The organism is Sorangium sp. So ce406 (assembly GCF_051474675.1).
Classification (GTDB): Bacteria; Myxococcota_A; Polyangia; order Polyangiales; family Polyangiaceae; genus Sorangium; species Sorangium cellulosum_G.
On sequence record NZ_CP150340.1, the window covers coordinates 7723355 to 7742169 of the forward strand.

General features: G+C 72.6%; 11 protein-coding genes. 5 read left to right on the forward strand and 6 right to left on the reverse strand.

The window, feature by feature from the left end:
* Positions 1-61: 61 nt before the first annotated feature.
* The gene (locus tag WME96_RS28635) at positions 62-1414 is read right to left on the reverse strand and encodes a hypothetical protein (RefSeq protein WP_437292442.1); all 1353 of its coding nucleotides are present in this window, start codon (positions 1412-1414) and stop codon (positions 62-64) included.
* 102 nt (positions 1415-1516) lie between these two features.
* Between WME96_RS28635 and WME96_RS28640 the strand changes: the two genes are divergently transcribed.
* Positions 1517-1879: a BON domain-containing protein gene (locus WME96_RS28640; RefSeq protein WP_437292372.1), complete on the forward strand. Its 363-nt coding sequence runs from the start codon at positions 1517-1519 to the stop codon at positions 1877-1879.
* Between the two features lie 57 nt (positions 1880-1936).
* On the opposite strand, the gene WME96_RS28645 is transcribed toward WME96_RS28640, so the two are convergent.
* From WME96_RS28645 to WME96_RS28655, 3 genes are read right to left on the reverse strand one after another with little or no spacing between them, the layout of a single operon-like run.
* Positions 1937-2572 carry a hypothetical protein gene (locus tag WME96_RS28645; protein WP_437284767.1) on the reverse strand — a complete coding sequence of 212 codons (636 nt, stop codon included), beginning with the start codon at positions 2570-2572 and terminating at the stop codon, positions 1937-1939.
* Entirely contained in the window at positions 2572-2826 is a 255-nt protein-coding gene (locus WME96_RS28650) for an anti-sigma factor family protein (RefSeq protein WP_437284768.1), read from the reverse strand. Before WME96_RS28650 ends, WME96_RS28645 begins: the two co-directional genes overlap by 1 nt.
* Complete coding sequence (locus WME96_RS28655) at positions 2823-3470, reverse strand: RNA polymerase sigma factor (RefSeq protein WP_437284769.1); 648 nt, start codon at positions 3468-3470, stop codon at positions 2823-2825. Before WME96_RS28655 ends, WME96_RS28650 begins: the two co-directional genes overlap by 4 nt.
* Before the next feature lie 367 nt (positions 3471-3837).
* Here WME96_RS28655 and WME96_RS28660 point away from each other — a divergent pair, with 367 nt between their 5' ends.
* The 3 genes from WME96_RS28660 (at position 3838) to WME96_RS28670 (ending at position 9334) form a co-directional block, all read left to right on the forward strand.
* On the forward strand, positions 3838-5901 hold the full coding sequence (locus WME96_RS28660; protein ID WP_437284770.1) for an RICIN domain-containing protein: 2064 nt from the start codon (positions 3838-3840) through the stop codon (positions 5899-5901).
* Between the two features lie 169 nt (positions 5902-6070).
* Complete coding sequence (locus WME96_RS28665; protein ID WP_437284771.1) at positions 6071-6928, forward strand: glycine zipper family protein; 858 nt, start codon at positions 6071-6073, stop codon at positions 6926-6928.
* Positions 6929-7111: 183 nt separating this feature from the next.
* Positions 7112-9334 carry a hypothetical protein gene (locus WME96_RS28670; protein ID WP_437284772.1) on the forward strand — a complete coding sequence of 741 codons (2223 nt, stop codon included), beginning with the start codon at positions 7112-7114 and terminating at the stop codon, positions 9332-9334.
* 205 nt (positions 9335-9539) lie between these two features.
* Here WME96_RS28670 and WME96_RS28675 read toward each other — a convergent pair whose 3' ends face one another.
* Positions 9540-10934, reverse strand: coding sequence for a hypothetical protein (locus WME96_RS28675; RefSeq protein ID WP_437284773.1), 1395 nt, complete (start codon positions 10932-10934; stop codon positions 9540-9542).
* Between the two features lie 464 nt (positions 10935-11398).
* Between WME96_RS28675 and WME96_RS28680 the strand changes: the two genes are divergently transcribed.
* Entirely contained in the window at positions 11399-15001 is a 3603-nt protein-coding gene (locus WME96_RS28680) for a hypothetical protein (protein ID WP_437284774.1), read from the forward strand.
* A gap of 434 nt (positions 15002-15435) precedes the next feature.
* On the opposite strand, the gene WME96_RS28685 is transcribed toward WME96_RS28680, so the two are convergent.
* Positions 15436-18375, reverse strand: a complete 2940-nt coding sequence (locus WME96_RS28685; protein ID WP_437284775.1) for a DUF4215 domain-containing protein — start codon at positions 18373-18375, stop codon at positions 15436-15438.
* Positions 18376-18815: the final 440 nt, after the last annotated feature.

Consider the following 18815-nt stretch of genomic DNA (forward strand, 5'->3'; position numbering starts at 1 on the left):
GCGCGAACAACAGGCGGCCCGATCACTGCTGTCCCGCGTGCCATGAGCGCCCACTGGATCATCACCGGAAGCGACACGGTTTCGCCGATCTGTCGCTCGTGTTGCAGAGAAAGGCGGAGGAGTCATGCCGAATCGTCAGGGTTGGATCGACGAGGAGCAAAGTGACGGTCGGGGACGCGACGACGAGAGGTTCGGGCGACACCAGGGGCAGCGAGGTGATCAAGGATATCGTAGCGAGCGCGGCGCCGCCGGCGATGCTAGTTACGGCCACCGTGGCAATTACGAGCAAGTACTCCAGCGCGACGACCAGCGTCACGCCCGAGGCGGCCACGACGACTTCCGTGGTGGCGCGGATCAACGGGAGTTCGGCGGACGCGGCCAGGAGCGCGGTTACGAGGGTGAGTTCGGCGGAGGCGGCTACGATCGCGACCAGGGCGGACGCGGCCACGGCGGCGAGCGTGGCTGGGAGGGCCGGCAGGAGCGCGGCTGGGGACAGCGCGAGGACTTCGGAGGCCAGCACCACGCATCCCACGCTTCGGGCGGCTACCGCGATGACTTCCAGCGAGGAGGTCGCGACGATCTTGGCGCCAGGGGCGGCTACGGCGGCCGCCAGGGCGGCTTCGGTGGCGGCCAGGGCGGCTTCGGCGGCGGCCAGGGCGGTCACGGCGGCCAAGGTCACTTCGGCGGCGGCCAGGGCGGCTACCGCGGCCAAGGCGGCTTCGGCGGCGGCCAAGGCGGTCACGGCGGCGGCCAGGGCGGATTCGGCGGCGGCCAGGGCGGTTACGGCGGCGGCCAGGGCGGCTTCGGGGGCCAGGGTGGATTCGGAGGAAGTCTGGGCGGCCACGGTGGCGGCCAGGGTGGCTTCGGGGGCAGCCAGGGCAGCTTCGGCGGCGGCCAGGGCGGCTTCGGGGGCCAGCACGGCGGCCAGGGTGGCCCGGGCTACTTCGGCAGCGAGCATGAGCTCGGCGGCCGGAGCGCTTACGGCGCCCAGGGTGGATTCGGCGGCCACCAGGGAGGCTACGGCGGTCAGGGAGGCTACGGCGGTCATCCGGGTGGATTCGGCGGCCAGGGTGGCCACGGCGGCGGCCAGAGCAGCTTCGGCGGTCAGGGTGGATTCGGCGGCAGCCAGGGCGGCTACGGCGGCGGCCAGAGCAGCTTCGGCGGCCAGGGTGGATTCGGTGGCCAGGGTGGACCTGGTGGCGGCCAGGGCGGCTTCGGTGGCCAGGGAGGCTTCGGCGGCGGCCAGCACCAGGGGGCCCGGGGCGGCCTCCGGCAGTGGGCCGACGACGAGCGCGGCTGGACCGAGCGGTCCGGCCAGCAGCGAGGATTCGAAGGCCAGGAGTCGCGCTTCCGGGGCGATCAGGGCTTCCAGCAGCACCAGCCGGGTGGACAGGGCTGGGGCGGACAGGGCCACGGCGGCGGACGGAGTTTCCTCGACACGGTCGGCGGACAGGGCGGAGGCCTCAGCGGTTCGCGCGGTCGCCCGCCCAAGGGCTACAAGCGCTCGGACGACCGGATTCGCGAGGACATCTGCGATCAGATCTCCGACCACCCGGACCTCGACGCGAGCGACGTCGAGGTGAAGGTGCAGAACGGCGAGGTCATCCTCTCCGGCACCGTCCGCGATCGCCGCTTCAAGCACCAGCTCGAGACGCTCGCGGAGCGGGTGTCGGGCGTGACCGACGTGCGGAACGAGATCCGGCTCTACCGCGAGCAGCAGCAGCAGGGCGAGGCGAAGTCGAGCGCCGGGCTGTCGTCGAGCGAGCGCTCCACCGCGTCGTCCGGCTCCATCGCGGGCGCGTCCGGCGCCATCACCTCCGCGGGCGCCACGTCGTCCACGGAGACGAAGAACAACGAGTCGCGCCGGAACGCCTCGTAGCTCCGCCCCCCAGAAGTCCGGCGCCGGCCCGAGGTGGCCGGACTTCTGCCCCCCTCGTCAGCCCGCGAGCGCCTCCCAGAGCCCCAGCGCCCTGGCGAGCCACTCCGCCTGCCACGCCCTCTCCGCGAGGTAGCCTCGTCGATCGAGCCCGACCCGCGCGGCGCAGTACGCGCTGACGACGGGGGACGCGAGCGAGCACGCCGCGTCGTCGAGGTACTCCAGCGCGAGCTTCCCCCGGTCGCTCGACGGTGACGCGCCAGCGAGCGCCACCTCCAGCGCGGTGACGTCGGCGCAGGCGGCGATCCGATCGGCGATCGGCGCCTCCGCCTCCGCGCACAGGATCGCCACGGCCGTGTCGCGCGCGTGGAGGACGGCGGCGACGGCGAGCTCGCGCGCCCGCTCCCCGGTCCACCCCTCGACGCGGCCGAGCAGCCGGCCCCGCGGCGCGACCAGCTTGAGCTCGGCGCGCGTGACCGCCCCGCCGAGCTCCATCACGTAGAGCTCCGGCGCGAGCCAGTAGGGCAGATCGGCCGGCAGGCACGCGTGGACGCCGCGCGAGCACGCGCGCGTCGCCTCGCTCGCCTCGACCCACGCGCCCGGGGCGCCGCCCTCGGGCAGCGGCCAGCGGAAGCCGGAGAACGGCCCCACGCCCCCTTCGCCGAGAAACTTGAGCGCGCGCACGGTCCGCTCCATCACGGCGCTCCCCGCCGCGGCAGCAGCGCCTGGGTCAGCCGATCGAGCACGGCGGGGTCGAGGTCCGTCGTCGCGATCCCGCGGGTGGCGCGCTGGACGCGGCGGAGGAGCGCGAGGTACTCGGCGCAACCCGAGCAGATCACGAGGTGCGCCTCGAGGGCGACGAGCTCCGCGGGCCCCAGCGCGCCTTCGAGGTAGTCGCTCACGACCTCGACGAGGTCGCGGCAGGCGATGTCGAGCGGGTCGATCGTCATTCCTTGGCCTCGTTGAGCAGGCTCTCCACCGCGCTGCGCACCTTCGCCCGCGCGCGGTGGAGGAGCACGCGCTGGTTCGCCTCGGTGATCTCGAGGATGCTGCACGCCTCCTCCGCGCTCGTCCCCTCGACGTCGCGGAGCACGATGACGCGCTGCTGGAGCGCGGGGAGCTCGCGGATCGCTCGCTCGATGAAGGCGCGCACCTCGAGCCCGAACAGCCGGTCGTCGGGGACGTCGCTCATGCCCGCGGGGGGCACCGCCCAGTGGCCGTCCCACCGGCCGCCCTCCTGGAACCGGGACGGATCCACGGTCGGCCCGCGCTCGTCGTCGCCGTCACCGTCGCCCAGCGCCGAGAACGGGACCGTGCGCGCCTCGCGCCGGCCGCGCCGCCTCGCGATGTTGGCGACGATGCAGAACAGCCACGCCTTGAACGACGACCGCCCCTCGAAGCGCTCGACGCCCTGCACGATGCCGAGCCAGGCTTCCTGGGCGACCTCCTCGGCGAGCGCGTCGCTGCCCACGTAGGTGAGCGCGACGCGGATGCTCGCGCGGTGGTAGCGCCGGAGGAGCTCGGCCAGCGCCCCCTGCTGTCCAGCGCGCAGCCCGTCGACGAGCGATGCATCGCTCTCCTCGGTGGGAGGCATGATCGCTGAGGGTAGTGCCCCGGCGGCGGCAAGTCCATCGGGCACCGCGGAGCAGCGACGTCGCGCCGGACTGCCACCCTCGCTCGACCCTCCGGTCGGGGGCTCGTCCCGGGCGTCCGCCGACAATCGCCGCGAGCGCTGTAACGTTCGCTCCTGGCGCGGACACTCCATGCACGACCGGGCGGCGACCGCGCCCTGCCCCGGCAGCTCCCATCCCTCGAAGACCTGTCGAGGAGCAGGGACGAGGGTCGTTTTCTTCTACCGCGTCGCAGGAGCCGCGCGGTCGGGGGCGCCTCTGCCGTGCAGGAGCGCCGCGTCGCCGGAGCCGCTGCGAACCACGAACCCAACCATCGAAAGATAGGAATCCATGCGCAAACACATTGGTCTGTCGTTCTCCCTGGCGCTTCTGTCGCTGAACACCCTCCAGGCCGGCTGTGCAGCGGAAGGCGCGGGCGCGCCCGCCGAGGTGGACTCCACTGGAGATCTGGCCCCGCCGGACGGCATCCCGTCGCGAGAGGCAATCCCGTCGCGAGAGGCAATCCCGTCGCGAGAGGCCGTCCTGTCGCGCCAACCGCTCGGCGCGCGCGATTCGCTCGTCGCGCTGACGCCGATATCGGCGGACAGCGCGCCGATGCTCGATCGCCTGGCCGGCGAGTTCCGGGTTCTCGACGCCGATAGCGTCCTCGATCGGCTCCCCACGGCGGATTCAGACGTGGCGAAGCTGCTCGACGACGCCAGCGCGATCGTGGCCGACATGGAGGCGCTGGGCCCCGACCGGATCGAGGCCGTCCTGCCCCTCCTCCGCGCCGCCACCGAGGCCGGCATTCCCCTCGTCATGGAAAACGCCCACGACCCGTCGCGCATGGCCGCCGCCATCGGGTACGGCGTGCCCGCCGACGCCGCGATCGTCGAGCCGTCGATGGACGGGACCAGGTTCCGTATCGAGATCCTCGGCAATGCCGGCGACATGCAGGTGGCTTCCGGGCCCAGCGAGCACGCGGCGGTGGCCGTCCAGCCGTCCGACGAGGCCCACGCGCGGAGCGGTCGCCTCGATCTCGGCGCTCCTGCCAGCGATGAAGCGCAGGCGTCGAGCCAGGCGCCCACGGGGGCATCGCCGCCCGCAGCGCGCCCGGAGCAGATGGCGAACGACGTGGCCCGGCGCCTCCGCGAGATCGTGGCGGAGAAGGCGACGTCTGTGAAGCCGATGGCGCTCACCATGTCGAGCTACCCGCAGGGCACGTACCGGAGCTACCTCGTCAATCTGCGCACGACCTGGAGCCCTGGATGGTGCCCCGCTTGCAGCTGGGTCCAGACGGCGACGATGGATATCGGCTTCGAGGTCGAGCTCGTGGCATCGGCAAACCCGCCCGGCAAGTTCCTGATCATCTCCGGCGTCGGCTCGGGCACGAACCCCGGCGGTCTTCCGGCCAACGACGGCGGTCAGCGGGGTTGGTTCCAGGAATCGGTCAACGTGCAGATCCAGCCGGACGCGTCGGCGCCGTTGATCTCCCATATGCACACGCCCAACTCGCCCAACGGGGTGAACTCGTACGCTGTCTCCAACGGCTGCTCCTTCGGCGGCGGGGTCGGCACCGACGGCCCCACGACGAGCTTCTCGTGCAGCACGGCGGCGACGAGCAGCGTCACGCTGAGCGACTTCAGCGCGATAGACAGCAGCGTCGGGACGCGCACGGACTGGACCTGGCGGATGAGCGCCGCGGAGGGGAATCCGTACAACGCACCGCAGGACCTCGTGAACTCGTGGACCGGCTACCTGCGCGACTTGCCGTTCCTGGCCAAGTCGACGCTGACGCCGCAGTTCCAGGCCATCTATCGGGCGGACTCGCGCTACACGGGCGCCGTGCCGGTTCGCCTGCAGTCCAGCCAGACGCTGCGCGACACCTACGTCGAGTGGCACGTCTTCTGGTCGGACGTGTTCTCGTCCTCCAAGAAGAACACGATCTGGACGAATACCACCGTGGACTTCAGCCACGTGAGCATCCATGAGTTCTATGCGCCGCTGATCGCCAGGCACAGCGGCCTCGCGATGGACGTCTATTACTCGAGCACCGCGCTCGAGACCCCGGTGATCCAGTGGACGCCGACGGGCGGCGCCAACCAGAGCTTCGAGTTCGTGAAGACCCCCGAGGGCGACGGCCACTACTTCATCAAGCCGAGGCACAGCGGCCTCTGCCTGGACGTGCACTACTCCAGCCCGGACCCTGGGACCAACGTCGTCCAGTGGACGTGCACAGGCGCCCCCAACCAGCGATTCCAGCTCGTCGACGCGGGAGGCAGCTATTTCTACGTCAAGGCCCAGCACAGCGGCCAGTGCCTGAGCATCGCGAACGGGAGCACCGCGCCCCTCGCCGATGTCGTCCAGATGCCCTGCACCGGCGCCGACAGCCAGCGGTTCCGTATGATCCCCTGACCGGATCCGCAGCGGCGCCTGTCCCGGCATGTCAACCCTTTTCGGCGGCGCACCGCGGCGGTGGAATTTGACCCCGCTCCTCCCCTCGCTGTGATCCAATCCGGAACGCCGGTCGCGGGCGCCGCGTCGCGCTTCGCCCGCTGCGCCTGCCTCCTGCCCGGGTCTGCCCATGGCCGAGGTGCTCGCCGCATCGCTGATGTTCCCCGCCGTGCTCTTCACGGTCGTGCTCGCGCTCGCGCTCATCTACTGGCTGTTCGTCCTCGTGGGCGCGCTCGACCTCGACCTGCTCGGCGGCGCGCACGCGGACGCCGCGCCCGACCTCGGCGCGCTCGGCGGCGCCGCCAAGGGCGCGCTCGAGGGCGCCGCCAAGGGCGCGCTCGAGGGCGCTGCCAAGGGCGCCGCGGAGGGCCTGGCCGACGGCGGCGACGCCGCGCACGGCGTCGGATCGCTGCTCGTCGCGCTCCAGCTCCACCGCGTGCCCGCGACCGTGACCCTCACGCTCGTCGCGGCGTTCGGCTGGTTCTCCAGCGTCCTGTCGACGATGCTCGCCGAGCCGGCCTGGACCGGCGCGGGGCTGCCGCGCTGGGCGCTCGGCCTCGCGGTGCTCGCGGGGTCGCTCACCGTCGCCGTCCTGCTGACCTCGCTGGCGGTGCGGCCGATCGCCCCCCTGTTCGTGACCCGGCACGCCCAGGCGAAGAAGGACCTCGTGGGCCGCGTGTGCGTGATCTCCACCGGCCGCGTCGACGAGCGCTTCGGCCAGGCGGTGATCGAGGAGGGCGGCGCGAGCCACATCCTCGACGTGCGGAGCGACACGCCCGGCGCCCTCCGGCGCGGCGACCGCGCGCTGCTGGTGAGCTGGGACCCGAACGGCGAGGTCTTCGCCGTCGAGCCGCTCGACGCCCTGCTGGGCCCGCCCCCACCGCTCGCCGGGCGGGTTGCGTCCTCCGCGGAAGGCCCCCCGGAAGGCGCCGAGGACGACGAGATCGCCGCGTCGGGCGCCGAAAACGTGCGTCAGCGCGGTCGCTGAAGCCGCCGGCGCGGTCCGCTCGAACGCCGCCGTCGCGCTGGCGGTTTCGTGTACGCTCCTCCCTGAGGGGGCATCATGCGGCCCCCGATCTGGCTCAGGCCGGGCGATCGAGCCCTCGCTGACGCGAACGCGGCAGCGAGGGCCGTCGCCCTGCCCCCCGCCGAAAACGCGAAGGAGCTCCGCGTGCCCACTCTGACCGTCCCCCTCATCATCGCTCTCGTCGGTGTCCTCGCCTTCGTCGCCCTCGGGATGCTGGTCATGTACGCCAAGTTCTACCGGCAGGTGGATCAGGGCAAGGCGCTGATCATCAACACGCGGGGCGAGGACCCCATCGTCACCTTCACGGGGACGCTGGTGATCCCGATCATCCACCGCGCCGAGTACATGGATATCTCGGTCAAGACGATCGAGATCGACCGGCGCGGCAAGGAGGGCCTGATCTGCAAGGACAACATCCGCGCGGACATCAAGGTCACGTTCTTCGTGCAGGTGAACAAGACGCAGGACGACGTGCGCACGGTCGCCCGGACGATCGGCTGCGTCCGCGCGTCGAACCCGGAGACGCTCGAGCAGCTCTTCGCCGCGAAGTTCTCCGAGGCGCTGAAGACGGTCGGCAAGCGGCTGAACTTCGAGGACCTCTACAAGGAGCGGCAGAAGTTCAAGGACGACATCATCGACGTCATCGGCAAGGACCTGAGCGGGTTCGTGCTCGCCGACGCGGCGATCGACTACCTGGAGCAGACGCCGATCGAGCTGCTCGACAAGGACAACATCATGGATGCCGAGGGCATCCGGAAGATCACCGAGCTGACGGTCGCGCAGAACGTGCTGACGAACGAGCTCCGCCAGAAGGAGCGGATGGAGATCGGCAGCCAGAACCTGAACTCCGACGAGGCCGTCTTCCGCTTCGAGCAGCGCCGGGCCGAGGCCGAGGCGAAGAAGGCGAAGGAGATCGCGGTGGCGCAGGCGCGCGAGCAGAACGAGGCCGCCCGCATCACGAGCGAGGAGCGCAAGAAGACGGTGCTGCTCCAGGAGAAGAACGACGAGGAGGCGTTCATCGCGCGCGAGGCGAAGGAGCGCGGCGTCTCGGTCGCCCAGAAGAACAAGGAGCGGGAGGTCGCGGTCGAGACCGAGCGGGTCGAGAAGGCGCGGCAGCTCGAGATCGTGAGCCGCGAGCGCGACGTGGCGCTTCAACAGATCGCGCGCGAGAAGGAGCTGGAGCTCCAGCGGAAGGACATCGCCGACGTGGTCCGGGCGCGGATCGCGGTCGAGAAGACGGTGGCCGAGGAGGAGGAGCGCATCAAGGACGTGCGCGCGGTGGCCGAGGCGACGCGCCTCAAGGACGTCGTGCGCATCAACGCCGAGGCCGAGGCGCAGGAGCAGCTCGTCAAGCACATCAAGGGCGCCGAGGCGAGCGAGGAGGCGGCGAAGTTCCGGGCGCGCGAGAAGCTCATCACGGCCGACGCCGAGCTCGAGGCGAGCGACAAGGCCGCGCGCGCGAAGATCCGGATGGCCGAGGGCGTGCAGGCCGAGGCCGCGGCCGAGGGGCTGGCGCGCATCCGGGTGAAGGAGGCCGACGCGCAGGCGATCGAGAAGCAGGGGTTCGCCGAGGCGCGCGTGACGCTCGAGAAGATGTCGGCCGCGGCGGCCGGCGAGGAGAAGCAGGGCCTCGCGCGGGCGCTCGTGAAGGAGGCCGACGCGCAGGTGATCGAGAAGCAGGGGCGCGCCGAGGCGCTGGCCGCGAAGGAGCGGCTCCTCGCCGAGGCCGCCGGCATCGAGCAGAAGGGGCTCGCGGCCGCGAGGACGCGCGAGGCCGAGGCGCTGGCGCTGGAGAAGACGGGCCTCGCCGAGGCGACGGCGATCAAGCAGCGGCTGCTGGCCGAGGCCGCCGGCACGGCCGAGAAGGCGGCGGCGATGAAGGCGCTCGACGGGGTCGGGCGCGAGCACGAGGAGTTCCGCCTGCGGCTCGAGAAGGAGCGCGCGGTGGAGCTCGAGGCGCTGCGCATCCGCGCCGAGATCGCGCGGGCGCAGGCCGAGGTGCTGCGGGGCGCGTTCGACCAGGCGAAGATCAACATCGTCGGCGGCGACGGGGCGTTCTTCGACCGCTTCGTCAAGGCGGTCACCCTGGGCCAGTCGGTCGACGGGATGGTCGACCAGAGCGCCACGGTGCGCGCCCTGGTCGGCGACTACCTGAACGGCAACGCGAGCCTCCCCGAGGACCTGAAGCAGATCATCTCCCACCCCGCGCCCCTCGCGCGGCCCAAGGACGGCACGCTGTCCGGGATGCTCACGTCGCTCCTGCCGGGCACCGACGACGACGGGAAGAAGAAGATCGAGGCGCTCGCCCAGAAGGCGCGGGAGCTCGGCCTCGACGAGCTCGTCCAGCAGCGAAGCCCGCGCGCCTGAGCGGCGCTCACCCGCTTCGGATACGGGCCCATCTCGACGTTTTCGGTGCTCGGCGCGCTGGAGTAGAAGCGCGCCTGCGCGCCGAAAACGCCGATCTGAGCCCGTCTCCTGTGCGGGAGAGCACCGCTCCCGTTCGGCGGGAGCTCAATCGGATGGTCGGGAGTCACCGCCCGCCCCACGAGCTTCTCTCTTCATCAAGCCACGATCACTGCGGGTTCTTGGTCACGTAGATCAGGGCGGCGATGCACATCTCGTCGAGCGTGCTCTCGCCGAGGCGCACGTCCACAGGGGCCGGGATCTGCTGCTCCTTGAGCGCCCTGGCGAGGAACGGGTTGCTCATCGTGTTGTCGTAGGTGCAGCGCATCGTGAGCAGATCGCCCCCGCGGATGCGCGGGAGGTCCGCGATGGGCGCGTCGTAATAGAAGCCGCGCTGCCACGAGAAATCCCACCTCGGCGTCTGCACGAGGCACTGCTCCGCGGGCTCGCCGGCCGCGGGCGCCTCGGGCGCGAGGGTGATCTTCATATCCTTGCCGACATAATGCATGTGCGTGCCAGCACCGTAGAGGTAGACCTCCGACTCGGACAGCGACGCCGGCATCCTGAACTGCATCGTCTCGACATGATCGGGCACGCCGGCCGGGATCAGGAACTCGACGCCGTCCCCGTCGTTCGGGCCGGGCAGGAGCCCGCCCCCGCCCTCCATGGCAGACTCGAAGTTGCCGATCAGCGCGACGCCCATGAAGTACTCCGGCACGCCCTGGGTGAAGCGCATCTGCACGCGCGTCGTGTCCGGCTCGGCGGTCGTCCCGGCCGGGTGGTAATGCACCTGCATCACCAGCCGCGAGCCCACGGGGATCTCCGCGCCGATGTTCGGCTCGAACTCCAGCGGCACACCCCCCGGCGCCCACGCGGCGACGAGCTCGCCCGAGAAACCCGGGCCGCCGAAGCAGTCGTATCCACCCTGCTCGTCCGCGAGCTCCGCGGACGCGCCCTCCTTGTCGAGGAACACGAGCGCGTGGTGCACGACCTTGCTGTTGCCAGGAAGGACATGCACGCCGTTGAGGTAACGCGTCTCCGATAGCCCCGGATCCATCACGAAGCACCGGAACTGGTCGGCGTCGCCGCTCGCGACGAACGGCTCCTTCGGCGCGATCTCCATCTCGACGCCGGCGAGGCCGCCGGCCTCGGGGACGAACGGCGCCGGCGCGTCCGCAGGATCGCCCTCGGGGCTGCCCGCGGCGGCCCACGCCTCGAACGTCGCGATCTCGGCCTCGGTGAGCCGGAGGTCGTCCCTCCAGCCATGAGGCGGCTCGCACTCGTCGGTCTCCTGCGCGCCCCACGGCGGCATGGTGCGCTCCCGCGTCGAGCGCGCGGCCAGGTTGGCCACCGAGCGCGCCGCGTCGTACGTCGTCAGGCTGAACGGGGCGATGTTGCCAGGGGAATGGCAGCTCATGCAGTGCTTCTGCAACAGCGGCTCGACGTCGCGATGGAACGTCGGCGACGCCGCCGTGGGGCCAGGCGCATCCTCGCCAGAGCAACCGAGGAGCAGCGCCGGAACCAGCCCGAGCACCGTGAACACGCCCGATATCGAATGTCGCATGGAACTCCTTTTCAACCGCGCCCGCCGCGCCGACGCGCCAGCGGGGTCATGAAGGCCTCATCACGAGCGGGTCGCCGGCCCTGCCGGCCCCCCCCTCAACCGGTGTGAGACAGACCACCGTATGATGCAGCGTCCCGGAGGTCGAAGATGACCGCGGGACAGGCCGGATAGTTCCAGGACAGACGCGCTGCGCCGGCAGAGAAGCACACTCTCGTCAGCGAGGGAGCGCGCCGCGACCGGCCGGTGACGCCGCGCAGCGCGCCGCAGGGCGCGATCTCGGACGCGGTGCATCTCGGACACAGGAACGCGCCGCGCAGGGCGCTTCCCTGCGTCCGGCGCGCTCGAGACATGTGGACACCGTGAGGGCCATCGGGTCCACTCTTCTTATGGCGCGCGACAGGAATTTTCTGCTTCCTCGGCTCGAATTCGCCTCGCTGGCCGCCCGGATGGCGCCGCTGGTCCCGATGATCGCAGTGCTCGCCTCGCTCGCCGCGGCCGGCTGCGCGGGAGGCTCGGAGGTGACGACGGGGCCCACCGGGTCCAGCAGCGCGGCGGGCACCGGCGGCCAGGGCGGGAGCGGCGGCGCGGGCGGCGCGGGCGGCACCGGCGGCGACGCGGGCGCGGCCCCGAGCGGGAAGCTCGAGCTCTGCGTGCTCAACGACAGAGGGCCGACGGACGCGTGCGCGAGCCCCGAGGTCCTCGATTTCGAGGCGGTGCCCGCGGGCCGGCAGCAAACGCGCCTGTTCCGCGTCGAGAACCAGACCGCGGAGACGGTCACGTTCACCGAGACCACCATCGCCAGCGCCGACTTCACGATCGAGCCGGTGCGCTACGAGCCCGACCCGGGGAGCCCGGGCGCGTGGACGCGCGCCGCGGAGGAGCTGCCGGCGGAGAGCGAGCCGGGCGGCGCGCTCTATTTCGAGGTGACGTTCACCTCGAAGGGCATCGCGGGGCCGCTGCCCGCCGACCGGGTGATCGTCGAGGCCGACATCGGCGACGCGCACGCGCCCGACGTCGTGGTGCCGGTCATCGGCCGCTCGAACGGCTGTCCCGTGGGGACCGCGGCCTGCGACGACGAGCCGGACAACGGCTGCGAGACCGACCTCCTCAGCAGCGCGGCCCACTGCGGCGCGTGCAGCCAGCTCTGCGTCTCGCCGAACGGGACCACCGGCTGCATCGACGGGATCTGCACCGTGTCGTCGTGCACCAACTCCCACGCCGATTGCGACGGGAACGCGACGAACGGCTGCGAGACCAACCTGCTGACCGACGTCGATTCGTGCGGGGCGTGCGGGGCGAGCTGCCTCAAGGCGCACACGGAGGCGTTCTGCAACGGGGGCAACTGCAACATCATCGGCTGCGCGCCCGATCACGCCGACTGCGATCTCGACGCGCTGAACGGCTGCGAGGCCGACCTCCTCACGAGCGCGGCCCACTGCGGCGGCTGCAACATCGCCTGCGACTTCGCGCACGCGAGCGGGACGTGCGCGGCGGGAGAGTGCGAGTTCGGGGCGTGCGACGCGGGCTACGCCGACTGCGACGGCGACCAGACGAACGGCTGCGAGGCGAACCTCGGCGCCAGCCTCGACCACTGCGGCGCCTGCGGCACCCCGTGCAGCTATCCGGGCGCCGCCGAGGCGTGCCTCGCGGGCGTCTGCGTGATGGGCGCCTGCGACGCCGGCTTCGCCAACTGCGACGGGAGCGCGGCGAACGGCTGCGAGGTGAGCACCGACACGAGCCTCACGAACTGCGGCGGCTGCAACATCGCCTGCGCGCTCCCGAACGCGGCCGAGTCGTGCCTCGCCGGCACCTGCGTGCTCGGCGCCTGCGCCGAGGGCTTCGCCAACTGCGACGGGAGCGCGGCGAACGGCTGCGAGGTGAACACCGGCACGAGCCTCGCGCACTGCGGCGGCTGCGGCATGGCGTGCAACCTCGCGAACGCGTCCGAGTCGTGCGTCGACGGCGCCTGCACGCTCGGCGCCTGCGCCGCGGGGTTCGCGAACTGCGACGGCGAGGCGGCGAACGGCTGCGAGGTCAACACGAACAGCAGCGCCGCGAACTGCGGCGGCTGCGGCGCGGTGTGCGCCCTCGCGAACGCCGCCGAGTCGTGCCTCGCGGGGACGTGCGTGATCGGCGCGTGCGAGCCGGGGTTCGCGAACTGCAACGCGAGCGCGCTCGACGGCTGCGAGGTGAACACGGCCAGCGATCTCGCGCACTGCGGCGGCTGCAACCTGGCGTGCGCGCTCCCGCACGCGGCCGAGTCGTGCCTCGCCGGCACCTGCGTGCTCGGCGCCTGCGAGCCCGGCTTCGCCAACTGCGACGGCGTCGCGGCGAACGGGTGCGAGGCGAACACCGGCACGAGCCTCGCGCACTGCGGCGGCTGCGGCATGGCGTGCAACCTCGCGAACGCGTCCGAGGCGTGCGAGCTCGGGTCGTGCGAGCTCGTCGCCTGCAACGCGGGCTTCGCGAGCTGCAACGGCGTCGAGGCCGACGGGTGCGAGATCAGCATCGCGTCGGACCCGGCGAACTGCGGCGCGTGCGGCGCGGACTGCGCCGCGGCGATCCCGAACGCGGCGGTCGGGTGCAGCGTGGGGGCCTGCACGTTCGGCGGCTGCCTGCCGGGCTTTTACGACCTCGACGGGTCGCTCGCGAACGGCTGCGAGTACGCGTGCGCGTTCGTCAGCGACGAGGACCGGCCCGACGACGGCTTCGTCGACGCGAACTGCGACGGGATCGACGGCGACGCGCGCCTCGCGGTCTTCGTGGCGCCGACGGGGAGCGACGCCAACCCGGGGACGCGGCAGGCGCCGAAGGTGTCGGTCATGGGGGGCATCAACGAGGCGGTGCTGACCGGGAAGACGCAGGTCTACGTCTCGCAGGGGACGTACATCGGCCGGGTCACCCTCTCGAGCGGGGTGTCGCTCTACGGCGGCTACGACGCGACGGCCGGCTGGGCGCGCTCGGCCGCGTCGATCGTGGAGATCCGCTCGGGGAGCACGGAGGGCGGCTACCTCGCGGCGGTCGAGGGCCAGAACATCAACGCGCCGACGACGCTCGACCGGCTGACGATCCGGACGTCGACGGCGACGCTGGCCGGCGCGTCGAACTACGCGATGCGGTGCGTGAACTGCACGGCGGTGACGCTGAGGAACAGCCGGCTCGAGGCCGGCGGCGGGGGGCCGGGCGCGGCGGGCGCGAACGGCGCGACAGGGACGGCGGGCAGCAGCGGCGCGAACGGCGGGGCGGGGAGCTGCGACGGCATCGGCACGCGCACCGGGGGCGCGGGCGGGACGTCGAGCTGCGGGCGCACCGGTGGGAGCGGCGGCAACGGCGGCGCCCAGGGGACACACGCCGGCCTCGCGGGCAGCAACGGCACCGGCGGGACGCCCGGCGGCAGCGGAGGCGCAGCAGGGGACGAAGGCCGGGGGGCGCCGGGCACGAACGGTCAGAACGGCGCCGTCGGGGCGGTCGGGCTGAACGGCACCGGCGCCGCCGGGGGGGTGATCACCGGCGGCTTCTGGCAAGGCAGGACCGGGAACGTGGGCGGCACGGGCGTCCACGGCAACGGGGCCGGCGGCGGCGGCGGCGGCGGCGGGCAGGGCGGCATCACCATCATCAACGGCGCCGGCAACGGCGGCGGCGGCGGCGGCGCGGGCGGCTGCGGCGGCAGCGGCGGCGTCGGGGGCAGCGCGGGGGGCGGCTCGTTCGGGCTGTTCCTCGTGAGCTCGACGGGGTTCCAGCTCGTCGCCAACCAGATCTCCAGCAGCAACGGCGGCGCCGGCGGCCGCGGTGGCAACGGCGGCAACGGCGGCAACGGCGGCACGGGCGGCGCCGGCGGCACGGTGTGCACCGGCGAGGTCGGCGCCGGCGGCAACGGCGGCACGGGCGGGAACGGCGGCCGCGGCGGGCACGGCGGCGGCGGCGCCGGCGGCATCTCGTACGGCGTCTACCGCGTCAGCAGCTCGGTGTCGCTCGCGGGCAACGTCCTCGCGGCAGGCGCAGGCGGCGCGGGCGGCCTCTCGAGCGGCAACGCCGGGACGGCGGGCGCGTCGGGCGACTCGTTCTGACAGGTCGGCGGCCCGACGCGCGCCGCGCGGAAGCGCGCGCGGGCTCCGGCCGCCACGCGCTCCTGGCGGTCACGCGCTCGGGGCGGCGCGGGGGATCCGGGCTCGCGCTCGGGATCGATGAACCGAAGCTGGGAATCGAGGGCGGGGACTGGCTCCGCCCTCCAGGAGTCTGGCCAGGGATCCGGAGAGAGATTTCAACGCAAAGGCGCAACGGCGCCAAGGCGCAAAATACATGAAATTATTGGCCTTTTTGCGTCTTTGCGCCTTTGCGCCTTTGCGTTGGATCTCTCTTCTCGCGAGGCAGGTCCCTGGCAGGATTTCTGCCCCGCGGCACGAGAGAAGGCCGCGCGACCGAGGCCCGCCGACGGCGGCGCGGCGGCGCGGCGGCCCGATAAGGCCGCCGCGCGCTTCACGCCGTCACGGGCCCACCCGGATCACTTGACCTCGGTGCGGCACGTGGCGCTGCAGTTGTCGCCGCTCGCCGTGTTGCCGTCGTCGCACTCCTCGTACGGCGACTGCCGCACGCCGTCGCCGCAGTGCGGGCCGAACACGCAGCCGGGCGCGCACTCGCCGTAGCCGCCGTCGTTCACCCGGTCGTCGCACTGCTCGGGCGGCGTCTGGGTCACGCCGTCGCCGCAGCGCGGACCGATCACGCAACCGGGAGCGCACTCGCCGTAGCCGCCGTCGTTCACCCCGTCGTCGCACTCCTCGCCGAGGTCCCGCTGCACGCTCCCGTCGCCGCAGACCGCGCCGATCCGGCAGCCGAGGCAGCCCATGCTGCCGTCGTTCACCCGGTCGTCGCACTCCTCGCCCCACTCCTCCTGGACGACCCCGTCGCCGCAGTCCGACGCCTTGGCGCACTCCGGCGTGCACCCGCCGTAGCGGCCGTCGTTCACGCCGTCGTCGCACGTCTCCTGGGGGGCGTCGATGCGCGCGTCCCCGCACCGCGGCCCGATCAGGCACTCCTCCGTGCACCCGCCGTAGCGGCCGTCGTTCACGCCGTCGTCGCACTCCTCGCCGAACTGGCTGTCGATGTTCTCGTCGCCGCAGAGCGGCGCCGCCACGCAGCCCGGCGCGCACGCCGACGAGCCGTAGCCGCCCAGGTTGGTGCCGTCGTCGCAGATCTCGTACGGGGAGCTCCGGACGCCGTCGCCGCAGTAGAGCCCCAGCGTGCAGCTCGTCGAGCATTTGCCGTACCCCGGGCCGTTCGCCGCGCCGTCGTCGCACTGCTCGTCGGGCGTGACGATGCCGTCGCCGCACACCGGCGCGCAGACGGACGGGGCCGCGTTGAAGCCGCCCAGCGTCAGCTTGTAGCTCGACGCCGCGGTGTGGCGCTCCGCCTGGAACACGGCGACCTCGTAGACGCGCCCCTCGGTGAGGCCGAGCTCGTCCATGAGCACCGTCCCGCGATCGTCCTCCACGCCGGCGACCTCGCCCGTCCCCATCGGCGTGTGGATGCCGCCGAGATCGATGCGGAGCCGGTTGTTGATGAACACCCAGACGTCGTCGTCGCCGTAGAAATCGAGCCGCTCTCCGCCGTGGTACTCGAACCAGTAGCGGACCTCGCTCGTGAAGTAGAAGTTGTGGTTGCCCGCTTCCGCCCAGTCGTTGAACGGATCGCGCGCCAGGCGGCTCGCCTCGCGCTGCGCCGCCGGGACCGACGGGTCCTGCCAGCCGCGGCCGTCGAGCGGGAAGAACAGGGGATCCTCGAACACGTACACGTTCGACACCCCGGCGCGCAGGAGCACGAGCTGGTCGACGACCGTCTTCGAGAGCGACGAGTCGTTGTACCAGCGGTTGAAATCCGTCGCGTTCGTGAGGAAGGCGGCCGCCGGCGGCGACCCCGCGAACTGCGGCTTGCCGTCGGCGCCGAGCGTCGCCCGCACGAGCCCGCGCACGAGGGCGTTCGGCGGGTCGGTGTTGGGCTCGAAGTTCGGCGCGTCCTCCTTGAAGTCGCGGTACACGATCGGCACGCGCAGCTCGTCGCCCAGCGTCACGTCGTTCGAGCAGCTGTACCCCGGCTCGATGACGCACGCCGACGAGCAGCCGTCCCCGTCCGCCGTGTTGCCGTCGTCGCAGGCCTCGCCGCCGAGGCGCAGCCCGTCGCCGCACGCCGAGGTGCAGCCGGTGTCGCCGCAGTCCGGCTCGACCTGGCAGAACGGCGTGCAGCCGTCGCCCAGGTTGGCGTTGCCGTCGTCGCACGGCTCGGAGCCCTCCCGCCTGCCGTCGTTGCAGACCGTGTCGCGGCAGATGTAGCCGCCGGCCGCGGGCTCGCACACGACGCCCGGCTCCCACTTGCAGGCCGCGTCGCACCCGTCGCCGTTCCTCGTGTTGCCGTCGTCGCACTGCTCCCGGGCGACGACCCGCCCGTCGCCGCAGACCGCCGTGCAGCGGCTCCCCGCGCGCGCGCAGTCGAACCCCGCCTCGACCTCGCACGTCGCGGAGCACCCGTCGCCCGAGACCGTGTTGCGGTCGTCGCACCCCTCGCCCACGCCGATCTGGCCGTCGCCGCACACGACCGTAAACGTGCAGTGCTGGCCGTCCGCGCACACCCAGCCCGCCTCGACGAGGCAGGTCGGCGAGCAGCCGTCGCCCGGCTCCGTGTTCCCGTCGTCGCACCGCTCGCTCGGCCGCAGCCGGCCGTCGCCGCAGCGCTCGACCGGCCTGCACGGCATCCCCGGCAGCGGACAGACGATGTTGCCCGGGTCCTCGAGCGCGCAGACCTCGGAGCACCCGTCGCCGGGCGTCGTGTTCCCGTCGTCGCAGGCCTCGCCGGTGGAGACGCGCGCGTCGCCGCACGTGTGGAGCCGGTAGCAAGGCTCCCCCGCGCGCGGGCAGACCCAGTCGCCCGGCTCCCGCTGGCAGCGATCATCACAGCCGTCGCCCGCCGCGGTGTTCCCGTCCTCGCACGTCTCGCCGGGCTCGATCTCGCCGTTGCCGCACGCGATCGTCGTGTGACACCCCTCCCCCGGCTCGCAGGCGCAGTACGGCTCGATCTTGCAGGCGCCGGAGCAGCAGTCGCCGGGAAGGCTGTTCCCGTCGTCGCACTGCTCTTCCTCCCGGTTCTTCTCGCCGTCGCCGCACGCAGGCTCGACCGCGTCGCACTCCGGCGGCGCGTCCGGCCCGTCGCACGGATCGCCCCCGCCGCTCCCCGATGCGGGCCCGACCGTGATGAACCCGCCGAAGGCGCCGGAGCTGTCGTCGGCGCCGGTGCCGGTCGCACCGCCCTCGCCCGCGCCGCCCGCGCCGCCCGCGCCGCCGGTGCCCGTCGCGCCGCCGCCCGCGCCCGTGTCGCCGCCGCCTCCTCCGCAGGCGACGAGCGGCCCGGCGACGAGGACGAGCAGCACAGAAGAAAGTCCCTTTGCCAAGCGCATCGATGCCACCATCCCAACCCGCTTCAGAAGAGCGTCACTTTGTTTTAAGGAATGCCGCGGAGCGCCTCCGCCCATGGACGTGCGCCTCCGGGGACGGCGTGGGCGCGTGTCGCACCGCGCTCTCGCGCGTGCAGGCCGCCCTCGTCCCGGCCCGATCGCAACGCAAACACTGCAATATTGCAAGCGGATTTCTCGCCACAGCGGGTTTGCGACGCGCCGCGCGCCGCGCCGCCACGGAATCCGCCCGCGCGGTGCGCGGCGCGGGCGCGGCGCGGGCGCGGGCGGCTCGCCGCCGGCTCGGTCTTGACATCGCGGCTCGGCCCTCGGGGGCGCGCGAGCGCGCCAACTCGTCCCCCGGGCGCGGCAGAAGGGCTGTAGTCTGGCCGCGGGGGAGCCGGGCTCGCGCGACGCGGGGCGGGTCGAGGCGAGGAACAAGGCGA